Annotated in this window: 17 protein-coding genes; 8 read left to right on the top strand and 9 right to left on the bottom strand. The window is 35.9% G+C overall.

Annotation, left to right across the window (positions count from 1 at the left end):
• On the top strand, positions 1-272 hold a 272-nt coding region (locus ACE1OF_RS11010; RefSeq protein ID WP_448894493.1), incomplete at its 5' end, for a tyrosine-type recombinase/integrase.
• Between the two features lie 49 nt (positions 273-321).
• Here the strand turns inward: ACE1OF_RS11010 and ACE1OF_RS11005 are convergent.
• The 3 genes from ACE1OF_RS11005 to ACE1OF_RS10995 all read right to left on the bottom strand — a co-directional run bounded on the left by ACE1OF_RS11005 (position 322) and on the right by ACE1OF_RS10995 (position 5,027).
• Positions 322-1,395 carry an ACP S-malonyltransferase gene (locus ACE1OF_RS11005; protein ID WP_448894492.1) on the bottom strand — a complete coding sequence of 358 codons (1,074 nt, stop codon included), beginning with the start codon at positions 1,393-1,395 and terminating at the stop codon, positions 322-324.
• 28 nt (positions 1,396-1,423) lie between these two features.
• Complete coding sequence (locus ACE1OF_RS11000; protein ID WP_448894491.1) at positions 1,424-3,673, bottom strand: dehydrogenase E1 component subunit alpha/beta; 2,250 nt, start codon at positions 3,671-3,673, stop codon at positions 1,424-1,426.
• A 154-nt stretch (positions 3,674-3,827) separates the two neighbouring features.
• Positions 3,828-5,027 (bottom strand): acyl-CoA dehydrogenase, encoded by a 1,200-nt coding sequence (locus ACE1OF_RS10995; protein ID WP_448894490.1) that lies wholly within the window; start codon positions 5,025-5,027, stop codon positions 3,828-3,830.
• Between the two features lie 180 nt (positions 5,028-5,207).
• Here ACE1OF_RS10995 and ACE1OF_RS10990 point away from each other — a divergent pair, with 180 nt between their 5' ends.
• A complete protein-coding gene (locus tag ACE1OF_RS10990) occupies positions 5,208-6,038 on the top strand; it encodes a LysR family transcriptional regulator (protein WP_448894489.1) in 831 nt (276 codons plus the stop codon).
• A gap of 147 nt (positions 6,039-6,185) precedes the next feature.
• Here the strand turns inward: ACE1OF_RS10990 and ACE1OF_RS10985 are convergent, their stop codons facing one another.
• On the bottom strand, positions 6,186-6,503 hold the full coding sequence (locus ACE1OF_RS10985; protein WP_448894488.1) for a DUF2956 domain-containing protein: 318 nt from the start codon (positions 6,501-6,503) through the stop codon (positions 6,186-6,188).
• A 100-nt stretch (positions 6,504-6,603) separates the two neighbouring features.
• On the opposite strand from ACE1OF_RS10985, the gene ACE1OF_RS10980 reads away from it, so the two are divergent.
• Both ACE1OF_RS10980 and ACE1OF_RS10975 read left to right on the top strand, forming a co-directional pair.
• On the top strand, positions 6,604-7,284 hold the full coding sequence (locus ACE1OF_RS10980) for an alpha/beta hydrolase (protein ID WP_448894487.1): 681 nt from the start codon (positions 6,604-6,606) through the stop codon (positions 7,282-7,284).
• Between the two features lie 320 nt (positions 7,285-7,604).
• Positions 7,605-10,910 (top strand): EAL domain-containing protein, encoded by a 3,306-nt coding sequence (locus ACE1OF_RS10975; RefSeq protein WP_448894486.1) that lies wholly within the window; start codon positions 7,605-7,607, stop codon positions 10,908-10,910.
• Between the two features lie 9 nt (positions 10,911-10,919).
• Here ACE1OF_RS10975 and ACE1OF_RS10970 read toward each other — a convergent pair whose 3' ends face one another.
• On the bottom strand, positions 10,920-11,948 hold the full coding sequence (locus tag ACE1OF_RS10970) for an AraC family transcriptional regulator (protein ID WP_448894484.1): 1,029 nt from the start codon (positions 11,946-11,948) through the stop codon (positions 10,920-10,922).
• A gap of 119 nt (positions 11,949-12,067) precedes the next feature.
• Between ACE1OF_RS10970 and ACE1OF_RS10965 the strand changes: the two genes are divergently transcribed.
• The 3 genes from ACE1OF_RS10965 to ACE1OF_RS10955 are packed head-to-tail and all read left to right on the top strand — an operon-like array spanning position 12,068 to position 17,040.
• On the top strand, positions 12,068-13,684 hold the full coding sequence (locus ACE1OF_RS10965; protein WP_448894482.1) for an FAD-binding oxidoreductase: 1,617 nt from the start codon (positions 12,068-12,070) through the stop codon (positions 13,682-13,684).
• 2 nt (positions 13,685-13,686) lie between these two features.
• Positions 13,687-15,390 (top strand): glycerol-3-phosphate dehydrogenase/oxidase, encoded by a 1,704-nt coding sequence (locus ACE1OF_RS10960; protein WP_448894480.1) that lies wholly within the window; start codon positions 13,687-13,689, stop codon positions 15,388-15,390.
• Between the two features lie 21 nt (positions 15,391-15,411).
• Positions 15,412-17,040, top strand: coding sequence for an FGGY-family carbohydrate kinase (locus ACE1OF_RS10955; protein WP_448894479.1), 1,629 nt, complete (start codon positions 15,412-15,414; stop codon positions 17,038-17,040).
• 38 nt (positions 17,041-17,078) lie between these two features.
• Here ACE1OF_RS10955 and ACE1OF_RS10950 read toward each other — a convergent pair whose 3' ends face one another.
• On the bottom strand, positions 17,079-18,188 hold the full coding sequence (locus ACE1OF_RS10950; protein ID WP_448894478.1) for a cell division protein FtsZ: 1,110 nt from the start codon (positions 18,186-18,188) through the stop codon (positions 17,079-17,081).
• A gap of 455 nt (positions 18,189-18,643) precedes the next feature.
• Between ACE1OF_RS10950 and ACE1OF_RS10945 the strand changes: the two genes are divergently transcribed.
• On the top strand, positions 18,644-19,066 hold the full coding sequence (locus ACE1OF_RS10945) for a type II toxin-antitoxin system HicB family antitoxin (protein WP_448894477.1): 423 nt from the start codon (positions 18,644-18,646) through the stop codon (positions 19,064-19,066).
• A 32-nt stretch (positions 19,067-19,098) separates the two neighbouring features.
• On the opposite strand, the gene bioD is transcribed toward ACE1OF_RS10945, so the two are convergent.
• Genes bioD through ACE1OF_RS10930 form a run of 3 tightly spaced genes read right to left on the bottom strand, consistent with a single transcriptional unit; the run spans position 19,099 to position 21,840 of the window.
• A complete protein-coding gene (gene bioD, locus ACE1OF_RS10940) occupies positions 19,099-19,812 on the bottom strand; it encodes a dethiobiotin synthase (protein WP_448894476.1) in 714 nt (237 codons plus the stop codon).
• Positions 19,813-19,854: 42 nt separating this feature from the next.
• Complete coding sequence (gene bioC / locus ACE1OF_RS10935) at positions 19,855-20,658, bottom strand: malonyl-ACP O-methyltransferase BioC (protein WP_448894475.1); 804 nt, start codon at positions 20,656-20,658, stop codon at positions 19,855-19,857.
• Positions 20,659-21,840, bottom strand: coding sequence for an aminotransferase class I/II-fold pyridoxal phosphate-dependent enzyme (locus ACE1OF_RS10930; protein ID WP_448894473.1), 1,182 nt, complete (start codon positions 21,838-21,840; stop codon positions 20,659-20,661).
• Positions 21,841-21,861: the final 21 nt, after the last annotated feature.

The following is a 21,861-nucleotide window of genomic DNA, read 5'->3' as shown; positions in this document are numbered from 1 at the left end:
GTAAACAACTTAGGCGCCATCATATTGATGAAAAACAATTACAACGTGCTGTTAAAAAAGCAGCGTTTGATGCCCAAATTGATAAACATGTGACTCCACATACTTTACGTCATTCATTTGCGACTCATTTATTACAAAGTGGTGCTGACATAAGAACCGTTCAAGCACAATTGGGGCATAGTGATGTGCGTACAACACAAATTTACACGCATGTTTTACAGCAGGGTGCAAACGGTGTGATCAGTCCATTCTCACGCATAGGCGCTAATTAATTTAGCCCCTAGAATGTAAACGAGAATTATTTTCAAACTATGTGCCGACTTATTTGCTAGTAATAACCCTTTTACGTTGTTCTTCAATGCCCATAGCTAAAAGAAAAGGGTCTGCTTTTTGTTTAGCAATAAAATCACTTTTTTCCTGTAAACCAAGCCAATTATGTTTGATCAAACATTGAGCGACAGCTCCACCTAAGGTAGCACCAGGGCCTAGTATAATTAATTTGTCTGGTGCATATTCTTTAATAGCAACTTCAATGGCTTTGCTAAAATTATAGGCATCGGTTACTTGTGTACCTAAGGTGTAATCGTATAGTTTGTTGGTGTCACAGCTATAAGGTTGCCAGATCTGCCCTAGCCCATCAATTAACGGAATTTTTGGTGGTTCAAATAACTCTGTTGATAAAAGAGATCTGGCTTTAATAGAAATATCGTTTAACAAGGGAGTATGAAAAGCTGCATGGTTAAATAAATTCATGGGGTACCTGTCTTGAATAACGGGCAATTTTTCTTCTAACGCTTTTAAACCTGTTTTATTACCACCAAAAACTAAATATCCGCCTAAATGAATAGAAATATACACTTCATTTTTACTGTCTTTATTTACTTCTGTGAGCCATTGATTGATTTGTGAAATGGTTTCGCTGTTTTCTTGCCACTGATCATTAGTGATTGGGTAAATCATTTGTCCACCCACTACGCCATCAGTCATCATAGACCCCATGGTATTTATTAATTCAATAGAGGCGTGTGAATCTAAGGCTCCAGCAACCGCTAAAGCAATATACCAGCCCATTGAATTACCCGTAACAGCAACAATGTCATATTCATTACGGTCAATTGATTGAAAATCGGCTAATGCACAAGCATAAATTAATGCCGAAGCATTTTCTCCTGCGGTGTGCTGACGCATATTATATTGCGCCATGCTATCAAGTTCATTGATGCTAATTTGACCTTGTAATTGACGATAGTTATCGATTACTGAGATTATCTCTGTTTTATCAGCGTGCAATCGCTGTAAATAACCGAGTTCTTCTTTATTGTACGTTCCGCGTCCAGGGCAAATAACAACAGCGCGTTTTTTTTGATTCGTTATGTGTTGATTACTCGTATTCATATTATTTCTCACGTAACCTTATGATGTTTTACGCCAATGGGTTGTTTTTATTGGATTGATTCTTTTGTAACAACGTTGTTGCTGCTTCAACAATGCCGTTTGCAGAGGGCAAAACATGATAGGCCGCAGCACCCAATGGAATAAAACTGTCTTGAGCGGTCAGTCTGCTAATATTCGGAATGTTGCTATCATTTTTTGCATGCGCCTCATGTATAAGTGTCATTAAAGCTTCACTGATGGAACCCGTTTGGCGACATTCGTCAACAATCAAAATATTACTACACTGAGTTACTTGCTCAAGAATACCTTGTTCATCTAATGGCGCTAACCAACGTAGATCTACCACGCGGCAATTAATGCCTTGTTCCGCTAATATTTTTTCTGCCTGTCTTGATAAGAAGTAACCATTTCCGTAGGTTAAAATACATAAGTCTTTGCTTTCACCAAACACTGATATTTTTTGATCAATCTCTGCTTTTGCTGATTTAGGCTGAACATATTCAGATGTCCAAAGACCATCGCCCTCTTCATGTAAATCCTTAGTCATATACAATGCTATAGGCTCTAAAAACACCACAATACGTTGCTGTTCTTGCGCTAATTTTACACAGCTTCGCATCATTTGTACTGCATCAGCACCGTTTGATGGACAAGCGATAATTAATCCAGGGATATCACGGAAAACCGCAAATGAATTATCATTATGAAAATGACCGCCAAAGCCTTTTTGAAAAGCCAGCCCTGCAATACGTATAACCATGGGGTTGGTATATTGCCCATTAGAGAAAAAAGACAAGGTGGCTGCTTCGCCCCGTATTTGATCTTCGGCGTTATGCACGTAGGCTAAAAACTGAATTTCTGGTATTGGTAAAAAACCATTATGTGCCAAGCCAATAGCAGTGCCTAAAATTGATTGTTCATCTAATAAGGTATTGATCACGCGGTTTTCACCAAAGCGCTCACACAATTTTGCCGTAACGTTATACACACCACCTTTTTTGCCAATATCTTCACCGCACATCACAATGTTTTGATGTTCTGCCATTAAATCAAGCAACGCCCAGTTAAGCAGCTTGGCTAAATGTTGAGGTTTATTCAGGTTATGCTTTTCATGTGAAAATAACGATAGGCGTTGGTTGTCATCAACCTCAACATGATGTTTATTTTTGCGTGCAGGCGGAACAATACTCGCCATAACTTGTTTCGCTGTTGCTAATTTAGGTTTTGACGCTGCGGCCTCGGCAACTTGAACTACTCGGTTCTCAATATTATTATAAATGTCGATTATTTGTTCAGCATTTAAAATGTTGTTTTCTAATAAAATACGCGCACTGTGTAGTAGGGGATCTTGAAATTCGTTTGCTTCAATCTCTGACATTTTACGGTAAACAAATTCAGCATCAGAGCCAGCATGCCCAAGTAAGCGTACTGTGCGCATGTGTAAAAATACGGGTTTACGTAATTTTCTGGCAATATATTCTGCTTCTTTAGCTTTTTGGTAAGTATCAAGTATATTTAAGCCGTCGCAATAAAGGTAGTGAATTCCTGTTCTATGTTGATAATTAGCGGCAATCCAACCTTTAGGCGTTGATGTTGAAATACCAATGCCGTTATCTTCACAAATATAAACAATAGGCATTGGAATAGATTGATACGCTGCCCAAGCGGTACTGTTAATAGCACCTTGAGTTGTAGAGTGATTAGATGACGCATCACCAAAATTACAGACTACAATGCTGTCATTAGGCATTTCTGCTTCTATATTTAATCGTTTAGCCAAATCAACACTAAAGGCAGCTCCCATGGCTTTAGGTAAATGTGACGCAATAGTGCTTGTTTGTGGTGGAATGGCTAACGTTTTGCTACCCAACACCTTATGGCGACCACCAGAAGTAGGATCATCTTTAGACGCTGAAAAAGACAGTAACATATCATACAGTGGTGTTTGCCCAGCAACTTGTTTACTTCGTTGAATAACAAAGGCACCACTACGATAATGTAAAAATGCCATGTCGCTTGGTTTAAACGCTTTAGCATAAGCGGCATTACCTTCGTGTCCTGAGCTTCCTATGGTATAAAAGCTTTGCCCTTTCTTTTGCATCACACGTGATTGTAGGTCTAAATGACGACTCATTACCTGTGTTTCAAATAGGTCAATAACGGCTTGGTTAGTTAAACCAACCGTTTGTGGTGTGAGTAAAGAATTTGACGTGGGTAGATTACCGCTACGCACAAAGTTGATAAAATTTTCTTTTACCAATTGATTACGATCTGACATTGGGATTCCACTTTTTCAGCAAACAAAATTTGAGATAGTTAACGTTAAAGCGCGATTAAAATCCCGCCTACGGATAATTAATTACTTGTCGGCATAAAACCCAACCTACAAATTTTGCTTTTGTAGGTTAGACGTTAGCTCATCAACAGAACTATTAATAAAAAGCTTGTAACCCTGTTTGTGCTCTACCTAAAATTAATGCGTGCACATCATGCGTACCTTCATAGGTATTTACTGCTTCTAGGTTCATTACATGGCGAATAATGTGGAATTCATCACTAATACCGTTACCGCCATGCATATCGCGGGCAGTACGAGCAATGTCTAAGGCTTTACCACAAGAGTTACGCTTTATAAGCGAGATAGCCGTTGGTGATAAGTCGCCTGAATCCATTAATCGCCCTGCTTGTAAACAAGCAAATAAGCCTGTGGTAATGTCTGTTTGCATGTCAGCAAGTTTTTTCTGAATAAGTTGAGTAGCCGCTAACGGACGACCAAATTGTTCACGGTCTAAGGTGTATTGGCGAGCACCATGCCAGCAAAATTCTGCTGCACCTAACGCGCCCCACGCAATACCGTAACGGGCTTTATTTAAACAACCAAAGGGACCAGACAAACCTTTGGCATTGGGTAGCATATTGTCAGCAGGTACAAAAACATTATCCATAACAATTTCACCCGTAATTGAGGCACGTAATGAAAATTTACCTTCAATTTTAGGAGCGCTTAACCCTTCCATGCCCTTTTCAAGTACAAAACCACGAATCACACCATCAAGTTTGCCCCACACAACAAAAATATCAGCGACGGGTGAGTTAGTAATCCACATTTTTGTACCCGTTAAACGGTAACCACCGTCAACTGCAACGGCTTTGGTTGCCATGCTTGCTGGATCTGAGCCTGAATTAGGCTCAGTTAAACCAAAACAACCAATGTATTCACCTGTTGCTAGTTTAGGTAAATATTTCATACGTTGTTCTTCGCTGCCGTAGGCATAAATTGGGTGCATTACTAACGAAGATTGCACACTCATTGCACTTCGGTAACCACTGTCTACACGCTCTACTTCGCGAGCCACTAAGCCATAAGTTACATAATTCACACCAGCACAGCCGTATTTTTCAGGAATGGTTGCGCCTAATAAACCTAAGGCACCAAGCTCACGCATGATCTCAACATCAAAATGTTCATTGCGATTCGCTTCAAGTACCCTTGGCATGAGCTTTTCTTGGCAATACTGATGCGCACTATCACGGATCATTCGTTCATCTTCTGATAGTAACGACTCTAATAACAAAGGATCTTGCCAGTTAAAAGAAGGAGACTTGCTTGAATTAGCTGTTGAGTTTGACATGTGTTAAAGCACCTTTCATAAGTTGTTATAAGTTATTTCTAAAACAATGAGTATTGCATATATTTGGATAATAGATAAAACTTAGCCAAAGTTAAAATATTCTTTTTCTTTATCTGGTATAGTTTTTTTCTATACCTAAGTAAATTAACCTACAGAGATTAAAACACCGAGTAAGTATTTATGGACTTGAAAAGTTTACATTATTTTGCATCTGTTTATGAAAAACGTAGTATCAGTGCAGCAGCAAAAACATGCTTTGTTGCTCAACCTTCAATATCGGCCGCTATTCATCTACTTGAACAGTCATTAAAAACATCATTATTTATTCGACATGCACGCGGGGTTAGTCCAACAGATACAGGCGAAAGGCTTTACCCATTAGCTAAACAATTATTGGGACAAGCAGATGCTATAAAAAATCTTTTTTCTGATCAAAGTATTGAAAAATCATTTTATTTAGGAGTAACGCGCGGACTTGGAGTGGAACGTATGTCGGCATTGCTTAAAGATTTTACTTCAGCACAAGAATTAATGCAGTTAACTTTAGTGCCACATAATGAAACTTGCGACGCACGTATTATTATTAAAGAAGAATTAAATGAAACTGAAAATTATTTATCGCTATGGCAAGAAGAATATTTGCTTGCACTGCCCTATAACCACGTGCTTGCCCTTAAAGATTCTATCGCCATGCAAGATTTAGACGGACTACCTTTTATTAAACGTAGCCCATGTAATGCTTGGGATAGTTTAAATGACACGCTAACCTTGGCTGGTATTACTTTAGACATAAGAGCAAAAATTCAAACCATAGATTATGCCCTAGGGCTTGTTCACGCCGGTTTAGGCTGTGCGTTAGTGCCCGCGTCACCTGAAATATTAAATAAATTCGAGATTGTTTTTTTACCTATTGACGGTATACGTTTAGTGCGAGAAGTGGTGTTGGCATATCAAGACTCATCAGACATTGTTGAAACGTTAAAACAACTTGTTATTAAGCATAGGCAATAAAAAACCGTGTAATTCATCATTTTATAAGGTTATTACCACGGTAAAAATACTTTTTTTACTATTTTTAATAATAAACATAACCCCATAAATTCAATTATTTAGAGATAACGCGTAACCAAAAAATCGATAAAAAGCATACTGTTTTTATCAATAGTAATACCAACTAATAAAACCAAGCCAACTTGCTGCTAATAATATCCACGGTAAACGATTATTATTGTTTTCGATGTGCTTTGTATTAGGGGTGTTAGCTATTTCAGTATGACTTTTTTGCTCTTTTAGTTGTGCTTTACGTACTTTGTCACGCTCACGTAATTTTTTGTTCTGTTGTTTTTTATATTCAGCGATACCCTTTTCTATCCCCTGAGAAATTAGCTTAGTCTGCTCTTTAGTTTGATTAGGTCGTTGTGTGCCTTTGGCAATTTTCATTGCTTGCTCTTGAACTTCTTTTGATACTTTATTCATGCAGTTACGGTATTAACCTATCCTTTTGTTTCACTATTTATTATAAACGAATTAGCGTATATTAGGCTCTTCAACAGAACAGTCAACCCAAAGAGATACAATGTCACTATTAACCCCACTACTAGATCGTATTACCATAGAGCCTTCAACCACTGCCACCGCTTGTGTAATCTGGTTACATGGTTTAGGTGATTCAGGCGCAGGTTTTGCGCCTGTAGTACCGTTATTAAATTTACCGCAAAATCATACAATACGTTTTGTTTTCCCTCATGCGCCTGAGCAAGCCGTAACAATCAACAATGGGTTTGTAATGCCCTCTTGGTACGATATTAGGAACGCTGATTTGCATAACCGAGCAGATATGGAGGGTGTGCTGCAATCTGAGCGCTCAGTGCGCGCGTTAATTAACGAGCAAATTGATAACGGTATTAAAGCAAGTAACATTGTTTTGGCTGGTTTTAGCCAAGGTGGCGTTATGAGTTTATTTACCGGCTTAAGGTTTGAACAATCATTAGCTGGCATTATGGCCTTGTCTTGTTATTTACCGATTAAAGATCAGCTGCCTAGCCAGCTTAGTGATGCGAATAAAAATACGCCTATATTACAAAACCATGGCGCGCAAGATGAGGTTGTTCCTATGGCTTCAGGGCTCATGGCATATGATTTATTAAAAAGTGCAGGCTATAAAACTCAATGGAAAGCCTATGCTATGCCGCATAGTGTTATACCAGAACAGCTTAATGATATTGGCATTTGGTTAGCTGATTGTTTGATTAGCTAATTTGTAAGGCTTATTAATAGATTTTAAAAATACTCCCAAACTATTCAAACATACGCAAAGGATAATGCGGTACACCCTAGACGTATGTTAATTAAGCGCTTAATTAAATTTCTTTGATCTATGTTATCTTTTGCCGTAGTTGTTATAGAAGCACGCAGGCATATATAGTATTATTTTTCCAAATGCATAACAGGTCGACCATTAAGATGTTCGCCTAAAAAGTATAATCTTACTCCTGTACTACTCCCCTAAATACTAGTTTAGATTAATGCATATAAATCATGCAGATAAAAACCTAATAGCCTCTTAAGGATAAACCAGTGTTAGGATTATTTAATAAACACAATATCAGTGCAAAACTTAATACGTTTTTAGTTTTGCCAATTATCGCCCTGCTTTTTTTCTTTTGTGTAACGATATTCGATAAATATGACAAAATTGAGCAGTCTAAAGAAGCATTACAATTTGCTCAAGTTGTTCAACAATTTTCTGATCTTATTTATAATTTGCAAAAGGAAAGAGGACTTAGTGCTGGTATGCTTGCGGCCAAGAATCCTAGTTACCAGTTTCAATTAGCAGAACAGCGTAAAATCACAACCAAAATACATGAAAAAATTTCTTATGTATTTTCTTTTCCACCGCATTACCTCCCTGAAAAAACGATTGATAATTTTAAGCAAATGGAACAAAAATTTAAAAAGTTAACAATTATTCGTACCGAAATTGACAATCTTATAGACAATAATCTTTTTGATTTTTACAGCGGATTAATTTCTGATTTACTTCAAGAAATTAACGTATTACATGCCATGGTAACTAATCAAGAAATTAACTATATGGTTTCATCTCTAATTTATGCTTTAGGATTAGAAGAATATGCAGCGATAGAGCGTGGGCTTTTATATGGTGCCTTAAGTGAACAGCAACATAATAAGGTAAAGCGTGACAACTTAATATTAATGGGAGTTGTAAATCATGTGGCTAGACAACAAGCAGAATTAATTCGCTATTATAATGTTGCCTCACCTAAGCACTCTACCCTAATGATTGAAACCATCAAAGACATAAAGATACAAGAGTATCATCAATACGAATCTAACTTCGGTATAGTGACAGGATTAAAGCAAGAAAATGTTTCAATAAACCCTATTCAACAAAACGCAAGTATTGACAATAATCTTACTGTAAAAACACTACGGCCCTTAGAGCCAAATAGTACTTTAATGGATCCTGAATTATGGTGGCAATCAGCAACATATCGTCTTGGCTTATTACACACAGTCAGTTCAACAATTATTAACGATATTTTAGCGCAGGAAAGATTAGCGAACAAAGCACTGAAAACCCCACTCGTTTTCTATACACTTTTTATTTTAACAGTATTTGTTATTACTATTTTATTAAGCCAAATACTAAAAAAACGGTTAGTTGAAGAAATTAAGCATATTGCTTACGTTATGAAAAAAGCGCGTACACACAATAAAAGTAATGAACTACTCGACATATCTGGACAAGATGAAATTGCCGTAATGGCTAATGAATTTAATCAACTGATGATTGAACGCTCAGAAAATGAAGAACAATTAAAGTTAGCGGCACAGTTTTTTATTGAAGCACATGATGGTATTTTTATCATGAAAACCGATGGTACCATTATTAATATCAATCCCGCTTTTAGCGAAATAACGGGTTATGGGCGTAAAGATGTATTGGGTAGAAACCTTAATATATTGAATTCTGAAAAACAAAGTAAACAATTTTATCATGATATATGGGAGTGTGTAATTGCCCGAGGTTATTGGAAAGGTGAAGTATGGAATTGTAAAAAAAATGGTGAGCTTTATGCCGAGCTATTGACCATTTCATCATTAAAAGACAATAGCGGTAAAACTCTGCATTATATGGGGTTGTTTGCTGATATTACTCAAATTAAGAATCAACACCATACACTTGAACAAATGGCCCACTATGATGCTTTAACCTTGTTGCCTAATAGAACATTATTCATTGACCGATTTAATCAAGCAGTGGCTCATGCAGATCGTATAAAAAGTTCATTAGCTATTTGTTTTATTGATTTAGACAATTTCAAACCCATTAATGATAATTATGGCCACAGTATCGGTGACAAAATTTTAATTGAAGTCGCAAACCGTATAAAAGCCAATTTACGAACTGGCGATACTGTATCAAGACAAGGTGGCGATGAATTTGCACTATTGTTAAGTGATATACAAACTTTTGGTGATTGCGAAGATATTTTAAAACGAATATATACCTCGCTAACTCAACCATTTATATATGAAGATATTTCTTATGTTATTACGGCCTCTACAGGGGTAACTTTATACCCAAACGATCATAGTGATTTAGATACATTAATTCGTCATGCTGATCAGGCCATGTATCAAATTAAACTTTCAGGTGGCAATGGATATCATTTATTTAATAAAGAAAAAGATCAACAAATTATTAACAAAAGACAGCAATTAAATAAAATTTTAGAGGCTATTGATAATGATGAATTCGTACTTTACTATCAACCAAAAGTAAATATGAAAACAGGCACTGTTTATGGTGTCGAAGCATTAGTAAGGTGGATTTCACCCGAAAATGGACTTATTCCACCTAAAGATTTTTTGCCTATATTAGAAGGAACAAATGAAGAAGTCCTCTTTGGGCAATGGGTTATTAATAATGCTATAAAACAACTCGTTCAATGGCAAAAAGCAGGCTTAATGATAGAAGTCAGTATTAATATTTCTTCATTTCATCTTCAATCTGCAACCTTTGTATCTGATTTAAAAGATATATTAAGTAATTATGAAACGTTAAATACCAACTACATTCAACTTGAAATTTTAGAAAGTAGTGTGCTTGGCGACTTAAATACTATTAAAACTACACTTAATGCCTGCCGTAAACAGTTTGGGCTGAATATAGCTTTAGATGATTTTGGCACAGGTTATTCCTCACTAACACACATTAAATCTTTACCTGCTAATGTGATAAAAATAGATCAATCTTTTGTTATTGACATGCTCAATGATGCAAATAATTACAGTATTATTAATGGCGTACTTGGCTTAGCCAATTATTTTAATAGAGATGTGATTGCAGAGGGAGTAGAAACAACAGAACATGGCTTAATGTTATTAATGATGGGCTGTGAAAAAGCACAAGGTTATTCTATTGCACGCCCAATGCCAGCGAATGAATTTAATAACTGGCTAATAACGTACCAACCCAACAAAGATTGGCTAATTTGGGCTAGCAAAGCAGATAATCAAAAAGAAAGTAAACTTAAGGTGTTTGATATTGCATTACGACACGAATATACCAGCTTATCACAATGCCTTTTATCACCTTTTATTCAAGCAGATGAACCAATAAAACAAGAACAAAATACGGTATGCAAACGATGGATTAAACGAAAAAAACAAAGCACAATATTTTGTAATGCTTGGTTAACTGAACTCGAAGATGCATACCAGTTGATGTATCACAAAGCTGAAGAGCTTTATTTACAACACGCAAATGATGAAATAAATAATGTTGTTTTAAGTACTGAAAAATTAAAAAAATTATTTCATAACGTCATTAACATTATGTCTAAAATTAATTAAATGCTGCTTTTAACGAAATGCCTTGGGTGTTTTTCCTGTCCATCGTTTAAAAGCATGAATAAAACTTGCTGATTCGCTATAACCTAAGCGTGCTGATATTTGTTCAATAGATAAGCCTGTTGTTGACAAGTAATGACGTGCTTTTTTACTCTGTTCCTCATTAACCAATTGTTGAAAAGTAACCCCCTGCTCTTTTAATTTACGTCGCATTGTTCGCGCTGTAATAAAATGTGCTTCAGCAATTTTTTCTAAACTCGGTATTTCATTTTCTATTGTTCGAACTATTTGTCGAATTTTTTCATCAAAGTTTTTATGACCAAATAAAGCAATTTCTTGCAGTTTACATTGTTCTTCTAACAAATCACGAGTAAGAGAATTGGCTAAAGGTAAGGCTAAATCTAAATAGCGTTCGTCAAACAATATTTCATTATAGGGCATTGAAAAATGTACAGGACACTCATATAAGGCTTGGTAATGTTCAATATTTGTTGGACATGGAAAATCAAAATGTATTGTTTTAGGCTTTTGACCTTCAATAGAGCGCGGAAACATATCTCGTGTTGACAAAAAGGCAAATGAAAAATCTCTTTCTAAATAAAAACGTCTCAAATCCCCAAGGTCAAACTGATCATTAAACCGTAGCACTGCATTGCCTTCTTTTATAAAAAAATCAATTAAGAATGGTGTATAAGCAAGGTGAATATATTTAAGAAAAAAGGTTATTGCATCACTCACTGTGTCACTTGAACTTGCCGCTAAACCAATATGGCCAAAGGCGTTAAGACGAAAACACTGTCCTGCTTTAAAACCTAAATCATCATCTTGTAATGTTTTTATTAATTCGCGGGTAAAAGCGACATCTTGTTGAAATGATATGGTTGCTTTTGGATCGAGTAATAATGCTGAGGAAATTCCCGCTTGATCAAGTAGTTTTTGGGCATTATAGCCCCTATTTTTTAGCAATTTAGTTAATAATGAAATACCAATAATTGATTGACGTGTGTTTACCTCATCAATGGCAATAAGCCTGCGATTCATAGAAAACTCATTCCTTAACATGTCCTAAATTATCAATAATAAGGCCTATTAAAGCATAAATATAATGTTATTTTCTGTTTACTATGTAAAAAATATAATAAATATAAACAAGGTACAGTATGAAACGTTGGAATGGTTGGGGTGATGAAAAGAATAATTTAAGTTTTGAATTAACCAAAACATCGCAAGACTATATCGAAAATATACTCGGTAAAAGTGTCGCATTACCTGAAATATCACTTGAAGAGGCGATTGCGAAAGTACCACAGTCAAAAGCACCACAGCATACATTAATCAATACTGATGCCGAAGTAAGATTACGCCATTGTCGAGGGCAAAGTATTCCTGATTGGTTAGCTACCCACAGCGGCTGTTTTGAGGCTTTTCCTGACGGTGTTGCCTTACCTAAAACAACAGCTGAAATACAAACACTATTACAATTTGCTAAACAAGAAAATTTAATTGTTATCCCATACGGTGGCGGCACTTCAGTTTGCGGGCATATAAATCCCGAAATAACAGATCGCCCCGTTATCACCATTGCCTTAACAAACATGAATAAGCTAATCGCTTTAGATAAAGAGAGCCAAATTGCAACTTTTGGCGCTGGAACTTTAGGGCCAGATGTTGAAAAACAATTGGCCGAGCATGGCTACACATTAGGTCATTTTCCTCAATCTTGGGAGTTGTCAACTATTGGTGGGTGGGTTGCTAGTCGCTCTAGTGGTCAACAATCTTTACGTTACGGCCGCATCGAAAAAATATTTGCAGGGGGTAAAATTGAAACTCTACAAGGAACACTTGATATTCCAACCTTTCCTGCCTCATCAGCAGGGCCAGACGTGCGAGAAATGATTTTAGGTAGCGAAGGTCGTATGGGAATTATTACTGATGTTAAAGTACGTGTAACTAAAATAGCTGAACAAGAAAATTTTTATGTCGCTTTTTTTCCAAGCTGGGATATAGGTATACAAGCCACGCGTGAAATAATACAAAGCAGTGTTCAACTATCAATGATGCGATTAAGTAACCCTGTTGAAACCGCATCTCATCTAAAACTTGCAGGCCATGATACTGCGGTTAAATTTTTAGAGAAGTATTTACACCTACGAGGTATAACAAAATGTAATGCTACAAACACAGACCAAAAAACTATGTTTACCTTTGGTATTACGGGTAACAAAGCCCAGTGTAAATCTGCTTTAAATATAACAAAGCAGTTTATTCGCCAGCATGAAGGGGTATACATTGGAACAGCGCTAGGAAAACACTGGCAACATAGTCGTTTTCGTAGCCCCTATTTACGTCAAGGATTTTGGGACATAGGCATAATTGTTGATACCATGGAAACTTGTCTTGATTGGTCTGCAGTACCTGATGCTGTTGAATCTTTAGAATCAGATATTGCTAATGCGCTTAAAGATGTAGATGAAAAAATACATGTATTTACTCATTTATCTCATTTTTATGGTCAGGGTTGTAGTGTTTACACAACGTTTCTTTTTCGTATGGGTGAAGACTACAACAAAACAATGCAACGTTGGTTAAAATTGAAAGCAGCAGGTGCAACAGCTATAGTTAGGCATGGCGGTACTATTAGTCATCAACATGGTGTTGGTAAGGATCATGCGCCCTATTTGGCAGCAGAAAAAGGAGAACTTGGCATAAAAGCGATTAAAGAGTTATGCCAATTATTCGATCCTGATCAGCAAATGAATCCTGGTAAGTTGGTGTAAATATGAAAACAAAACTTAACACTTCAATATCTTCCGCGCGTACGAGTTTAGCAAGCGTTCATTGTGAAAAGCAATGGGATGTTATTGTGATTGGTGGTGGTATTGTGGGTGCAGGTATTTTGCGAGAAGCAACACGTCGTGGTTTAAAAACTTTACTTATTGAACAAAAAGATTTTGCTTGGGGTACCTCAAGTCGTTCGTCTAAAATGGTACATGGTGGACTTCGTTATATTGCTCAAGGTGATATTAAACTAACAAAACATTCTTTAGAAGAACGCGAACGTTTATTAAAAGAAGCGCCAGGACTAATTTATCGAATGGGTTATTACTTTGTGCTCAAACAAGGGCAATTTCCAGGTCGGTTTATTATGGGTGCCCTGCTCTGGTTTTATGATTGGCTTGCAGGTATAAAAGATCACAAATTTTTTAATGTTAAAAATAGTCTTAAAAAATTTCCAAAATTACTAACGAACAAACTAAATGGAACCTATTTTTATACTGACGCTGTCGTTGATGATGCTCGCTTAGTCATGCGTGTAATACAAGAGTCTGTTCAAGCGGGTGCTAAAGTAATGAACTATACCAAAGCACTAAACCTACTTAAAGATCCCAAAACACAGCAAGTAATTGGCGTTAGAGTTGAAGAGTCAACAAACACGTCTCAAGACAACAAAACATTTGAAGTAAAATCATCTGTTGTAATTAATGCAACAGGGGCATGGGCAGACAAATTACGCAATGAAGTGATTAATGAAAAACGTGTACGACCTCTACGCGGCAGCCACCTAGTCATCAATCATGCAAGGCTTAGTATTAATGCTGCTTTGACAATTTTGCACCCCAAAGACAAACGTCCTGTTTTTATTTATCCATGGGAAGGCGCAGCTATAATTGGTACAACCGATTTAGATCACACAGACAATTTAGACAGTGAAGCTAAGATAAATGAGCATGAAGTTAACTATTTGCTCGAAGCGGTTAATAGTAACTTCTCAGATCAAACCATCACGATTAATGATATTATTTCAACCTTTTCAGGCGTTAGACCCGTTATCTCTTCTGATAAATATTTTATCAATAAATCATCAAAAAAGAAGCCTTTCTCAAAGAGTGCGTCAAATGAACGACGTGACCATGCCATTTGGGCTGAAAATGGCTTAATAACAGCCAGTGGTGGTAAATTAACAACGTTTCGATTAACAGCTATTGAAGCGATTAATGCTGCAATGCCATGGATAACGTTACATAACAATAATATAAAAATGAATGTAGACAACAATCAGCCTGTCTTTTCTCAAAAGTCAGTTAATCAGCTTTTTAAAAATGAATTAAAACAAAACAAATATGAAAGAAAATGGTTAGCACGTCTTATAGGCCGATATGGCGACAATGCCGTTTTGTTACTTGCTCAAGCAAAGGCGGAAGAAACGGATAGAATAGCCAATACACAATTTTGTTTAGCTGAGTGTCGTTGGGCTATTCAGCATGAAGCGGTTATACATCTTGACGACTTATTACTAAGACGAACTCGGTTAGGTTTATTATTGAAAAATGGTGGCGAAGAATTATTTTCAAGATTATTTACTATATTTGAGCAAGAGCTTGGTTGGAGCAATACAATGTGGCAAGACGAAATAACACGCTACTTATTAATCTGGCAAACATACTACTCACTGCCTCAATCACTAAAACGTAATTTAGTTTAATTGCAAACAATGTAGAAATTTATGCTCACAACTAATAAATTAAATACCGATAAAAAACAAAGTAAAAATAATGTTAATCATAGTGAACAACAAAATTATGTTCTGGCACTTGATAATGGCACACAAAGTATTAGAGCTTTGTTATTTGATCTTAATGGGCAATTGGTGGCAAAAAGTAAAGTCGATATAGAACCCTACTTTTCAAAACAACCGGGTTGGGCAGAGCAAGATCCTAACTATTATTGGCAAATGCTGATCAAGGCATGTCATCAATTGTGGTTAGCACTTGAACAATTGCACATTGACAAATCACAAATAAAAGCAGCAGCGTTAACCTGTCAACGCGCCACCATGGTTAATTTAGATAAACAAGGCAAACCACTAAGGCCTGCCTTTGTTTGGTTAGATCAACGAGAACAAAATGATTTAGATAAGATGAGTTGGTATTGGCGAGCTTTATTTACCTTAGCGGGTGAAAAACAAACGATTGATTATTTCAGAAGTCAATCTGAAGCCAATTGGATTAAGCATCAACAACCTGAAATTTGGAAAAAAACCTATAAATTTATGTTACTTTCTGGTTTTCATAGTTTTAAATTAACAGGCAATTATGTTGATTCGATTTCAAGCCAAGTAGGTTATTTACCATTTAATTTTAAACACCACTGCTGGTCAAAGCCCTTAGATTGGCGTTGGCAAGCACTTCCCATTAAAAAAGAAATGTTACCTGAGCTTATTCCTTGTGGTGATATATTAGGTAAAATTTCTGAACAAGCGTCTATTGAAACGGGTATTCCAGTTGGGTTACCTTTAATATCTGCAGGATCCGACAAAGCTTGCGAAGTATTGGGCTCGGGATGCTTAACTCCAGAAACAGGCAGCTTAAGTTATGGCACAACGGCAACATATAACACTACCAACAAAAAATATATTGAAGCCATAAAACGGTTACCTGCGTATCCCGCTGCTATTCCCAATACATATAACACTGAACTAATAGTACAACGTGGCTATTGGATGGTTAGTTGGTTTAAGCGAGAATTTGGTTTAAAGGAACAACAAATTGCAGAGCAACAAGGCATCATAGTTGAAAGTTTATTTGATGATTTATTGAAGCAAGTACCTGCAGGATCCATGGGATTAGTATTACAACCCTATTGGAATCCAGGTATACGAACCCCCGGACCAGAAGCAAAAGGGGCTATGATTGGTTTTGGCGATGTTCATACCAGAGCACATATCTATCGCGCTATTATTGAAGGTATTGGCTATGCTTTACGTGAAGGAAAAGAGTTGTCTGAAAAAAAATCTGGTGTGAAAATAACCCAATTAATAGTGTCTGGTGGTGGTTCTCAAAGTGACGAAGCGATGCAAATCACAGCAGATATTTTTGGCATGCCCGTACAAAGACCACATACGTTTGAAACTTCAGGCTTAGGTGCTGCTATTAATGCTGCAATAGGGGTTGGATTGTTTGACAATTATGAAAGTGCAGTAGCATCGATGACCCATCAAGGTGAAGTTTTTACCCCGATAGCCAGTAATAAAAAAATATACGATGCTCTTTATCATAATGTTTACAAAAAAATGTATGGCAGATTAAATCCTTTATATAAAGCGATACGAAAAATTACCGGCTACCCTAAATAAAATGTCGAACTGTTAAAGCAAAATTATTTAGGAGGTGTTCAAATTACATTTTTATTCGTCATTAACCTTCGGGTTATTGCTGGAATATCAGTATAAAGGCCATCTTTAGGATCAATAAAAGTTAATTCTTCATCGATATAATCACCTTGCTGATTACCTGCATTTTCCTGTTTAATAGGCTCTATAACGTCAGAAGCAATACCTGAAGCTATAATTAAAATTTCAATTTCTGATGTTAAATTAGGGTCTAACGTAACACCAGGTACAATAAGTACTGATTTGTTAGTGATTTTTTCCCTGATATGATCAATTAACCCATTATAAGTTGATAATTTCGGTTCTGATTTACAAAACAACTGAAAGATAATTCCTTTCGCGGTATCAATCTTGGCAATAGAAACAAGCGGATTATTTAATGCTTGGTCTAATGCATCAAAAGCAAACTCTTCGCTATCAGCTTTACCAACCCCTAATATTGACTCGCCTTCATAAGACAAAATACTAGAAAAATCATTTTTATCTACATTAACATAACCGGTTTCAGTTAACATTTGCACCAACGACACAAGCAAATTTTTCAATACCTCATTACTTTGATTAAATGCTGAAAATAGCCTGACACTTTCACCTAAACCTTTTAAAAGTAAATCATTAGATAACGTAATATATGCATGCACGGGTTCTTTTATGTCGTTTATGCCTTGTAGTGCAAATTCTTTACGGCGTTCGCCTTCTGATTCAAATGGAAGTGTAACAATAGCTAAACAGTTTATATTTAGTTCACGAGCAATTCTAGCAACTAGCGGGCTTGCTCCCGTACCAGTACCACCTCCAAAACCAGCAGTGATAATAACAATGTCACTGCCTCTAATTGCATTAATTAATAATTCTTCACTTTCCTGTGCTGCTTCTAAGCCAATTTGTGGATTAGAGCCTGCACCATATCCTCGAGTAAGGTTTTCACCAATTAAAATTTTATTCTCAACGTGTAGTGAATTTAAAGCAGCAAGATCGGTATTAATTGCAATTAAATTTACACTACTAGATAAATTGTTTTCATAAAGCATGTTCACGGTATTACAACCACAACCACCAATACCAACAACGGTAATAAGTAAGTCAGGGTTAGTATGGATAAGTTCTTTCATAAATATTCCTAATCGATTATGAGGTATTTATTGAGTTTATCGCGTTCGAATATAAGAATTAATTTATCGATAGTACCCAAAATTTTTCTTCTGTAAGTCAATTTATTCCTTGGTTTATCACTCATTATAATGATCATTTTATGGATCTTCCACAACAATTAATAACTCTAGCGTTATTAATATTACTCGTGCTGTATTCATATTTTTCATAACAGAAAAATTAACCATTTTTTATTAATCAGTTCTCCTTTTAACTAAATTAAATAGCTTTTAAAAGAAGTAAATATTCACTTTTATTTTTTAGGAGTTATTAGAGTTACCCAAATAACCCTTTATAGAGTTGCCAGAGTTATTAATGTTATATAAAAAAGAGTTGTTAGGGTTATTGTTGTGTTGCGGTATAGAGTTGCAAGGGTTATCATTGGGTTTACGTAAAAAACTCCAAAAGGTAACCTATGAAATACGCAATTGTTTTTTCAAACATTCAAAATACGCAACAGTATCAAGTTATAGTGCCTGACCTACCTGGCTGTAGTGTTACGGTAGAAACGATAGATTTAGGATTAGAAAAAATAAGCCAAAGTATTAAATCTCATTTGGCTATTTTGGCGGAATATGGCGAAAAAATTCCTTCAGCAATGAGCGTGGAAAAGCATAGAAAACAATATGCAATTGATAATCCGCATACTCATATGCAAACTTTTTGGGCAATTGTTGATATTGATATAACAGCGTATTTAGGTAAGAGTCACAAAATTAACGTTACCCTGCCCGAGTTGTTAATTAAACAAATAGATGAACGAGTAAGTAAAAGCTCAGCTTATAAAACCCGTTCAGGGTTTATTGCCAGCGCTTGTTTGGTTGAGTTAGGAAAGTAAAAATTGTATAGGGTTAGATTACAGTTAGCTAACTAAGTCAGTAATGGTGCTAAATTAATGGTTTTTGCTGCGGCACTAATTTTATTATGCAAACTCATTTTAGGATCAGAATAAAAATTTACTTGTGCAATTTTGGGTATAGGCAATAATTTCTCAAGACTTTCTATATTTTCATTTAAGTTAGACATAACGCTTTCACTTGCAGTGTTTGCCACCCAAGCAATACAACGTAAACCATCCGCAATAATTGCTTGGTAAGTTAATAATGCATGATTCAAACAACCAAGCTTCATGTTTACAACTAGAATAACGTTTTGCTTTGTGTTGATAGCAAAGTCAGATAAAAATAAATGGGGACTTACATTGAGATCAAGTGGTAATCGCCACCCTCCTGCGCCTTCGGTTAAATTAATATCTGCCCTTATTAACAACATTCGTTTGAAGCCTTGCTCTACAGCTTTTAAGCTTAATGGATAGTTAACACGAGTAGCAGCAATGTGCGGTGCAATTGCGTCAATTAATGCAATAGGATTTACCTCGCTGATGCTTTGATCACAATTAGCAAATTCACTAAGTAACTGAGCATCTTCATTTATTAATGTGCCATTAACTTGTTGGCATCCCGCAGCAATCGGTTTGTAAACAGCAACTCTATTACCTGTATTAATAAGTGCCTGTGTTAAAGCACAAGCAATAAAGGTTTTGCCAGCATCAGTATCTGTTGCAGTAATAAAATAATTTTTCATGGATATTTTTCACGGATAGAGTGATTAAGTTTTATTGAATTGTTATTTTGGATTATTTAATTTAACAACCAAGCCTGAATATAAACAATAAGTGGCAGGATAAATACCATCAGGTTGAACAAATTGTTGATAATGATCTGTCATAGCAAACCATTTATCCTTACCTGATAAACCACGATTTTTTTTATTTGCCAAATGATTAGCCCCCAAGCCTTTAAGTTCTCGAGCTAAATGAATAACATTTTTATACTCAAGTACAATGTCTTGACACTTATGTTGAAGTATTTGTGAATATTCTGTATTAAAAAAACCTTCTAGCTGTTTTTCTGTTTTAAAATCAATAACATGTTGATCATTATCAACCAAGCGCCATGATGATTTTAACTCATACAAGGTTCCATCAACTAATGTGGTAAATATAATTAAACCACCAGGTTTTAACACCCGCAACATTTCTTTAATTGCATTATCAAGCGGCTCACACCACTGAAGAACAAGATTAGAATAAATAAAATCAATACTTTCATCTTGTAGGGGAATTTTATGGGCGTCGGCATTAAGCCACAGAATGTTGTGATTTCTACAGTTTTTAGCAAATTTAAGCATAGCTTTAGAAAAGTCTAAACCGATCACTTCCTTGTAAGATGTAGATAATAAATCTGTAAAAAAGCCAGTACCTGATCCTAAATCAAGCACACGAAGATCATTTTTATTAGGTAACCAAGGCATTAAATGTTTGCCTGAATATCGCTGTAATCGAGCGGAAACATCATAAGATTTACTAGCAGAACCAAAACTTTCAGCTATTTTAAGCTGATTTTCTTTATGTACTTTAGTGGTGATCATCTATATGAGCGCCTTATTTAAGCATTGTGCTAGAAGTTTGATTTCATTAACATTATGATTGGCACAAATGGTTACGCGTAACCTAGAAGTACCTACAGCAACCGTTGGTGGACGAATAGCTGTTAGCCAAAGACCTTGCTTTTTTAATTTTTCGCTTACTTCAAGCGATCTTTGTTCATTGCCAATAATTATAGCGTGAATTGACGAATCTGATGGAACAATTTTAATATTACCATTAAGTTCATTAATGAACAGCTGACTTAACTCAACTATTTTATCCCGACGCCATTTTTCTTGTTGAATTAATTCAATGCTTTGAATAGTCGCCCATGCAATTGCAGGAGAAATTGCTGTTGAGTAAATATAGTGCCGAGCAAAGTTAATTAAATAATCATGCAATACTTCGTTACATGCCAAAAAAGCCCCGCTAGTAGCGATTGCTTTTCCCAGTGTCGCCATAATAATATGGCATTCAGAATCGCCTTTTAAAACACTGCTACTTCCCTGACCTTGATTGCCTATTAAGCCAATACTGTGTGCATCATCTAAGTAAAGCCAAGCATTGTGCTGTTTGGTTAAGGCTTCTAGTCTCGTTAATTTAGCTTGATCGCCATCCATACTAAAAATGCCTTCAGAAGCAATAAGTTTATTAGGCGAATCATTCAGAGATAATAATTGAGCGAGCTGCGCCATATTATTATGGGCAAATCGTTTTACGCTAGCTTTACTTGCATAGGCTCCATCAATCATGGACGCATGAGAAAGCTTATCAAGAAAAAAATGTGTTTTACTCTGATTTATCGTTTGCCCCAGTGTTTTAAAAATAGCTTCATTAGCGGCAAAACCACTGGAAAACAATAAACATCTAGGTTTATTCAACCATTCACAAATTTTATCTTCTAATGCTTTATGAGCATAATTAAAACCTGTAACTAAATTTGAAGAACTTGAACATATACCAAATTTATCGATTCCCTCTTGCATGGCTTGATTAATTTTAGGATGATTATTTAAACCTAAATAATCATTTGACGAAAAATTAATGTAGGTTTTTCCATTCATCACAATTTTTGTATTTTGTGGTGGGCTGTCAGTATTCACTTGTTGTATACAAACTCGCTGTCTGTAACGAGATGCGTTTTTTTGTACAAGTAAATTGTCATTGATAAATTCAAATGCCATTCAATATATTCTTTTCGGGCT

The organism is Colwellia sp. E150_009 (assembly GCF_053543955.1).
This window is presented reverse-complemented; position numbering and strand designations above follow the sequence as displayed.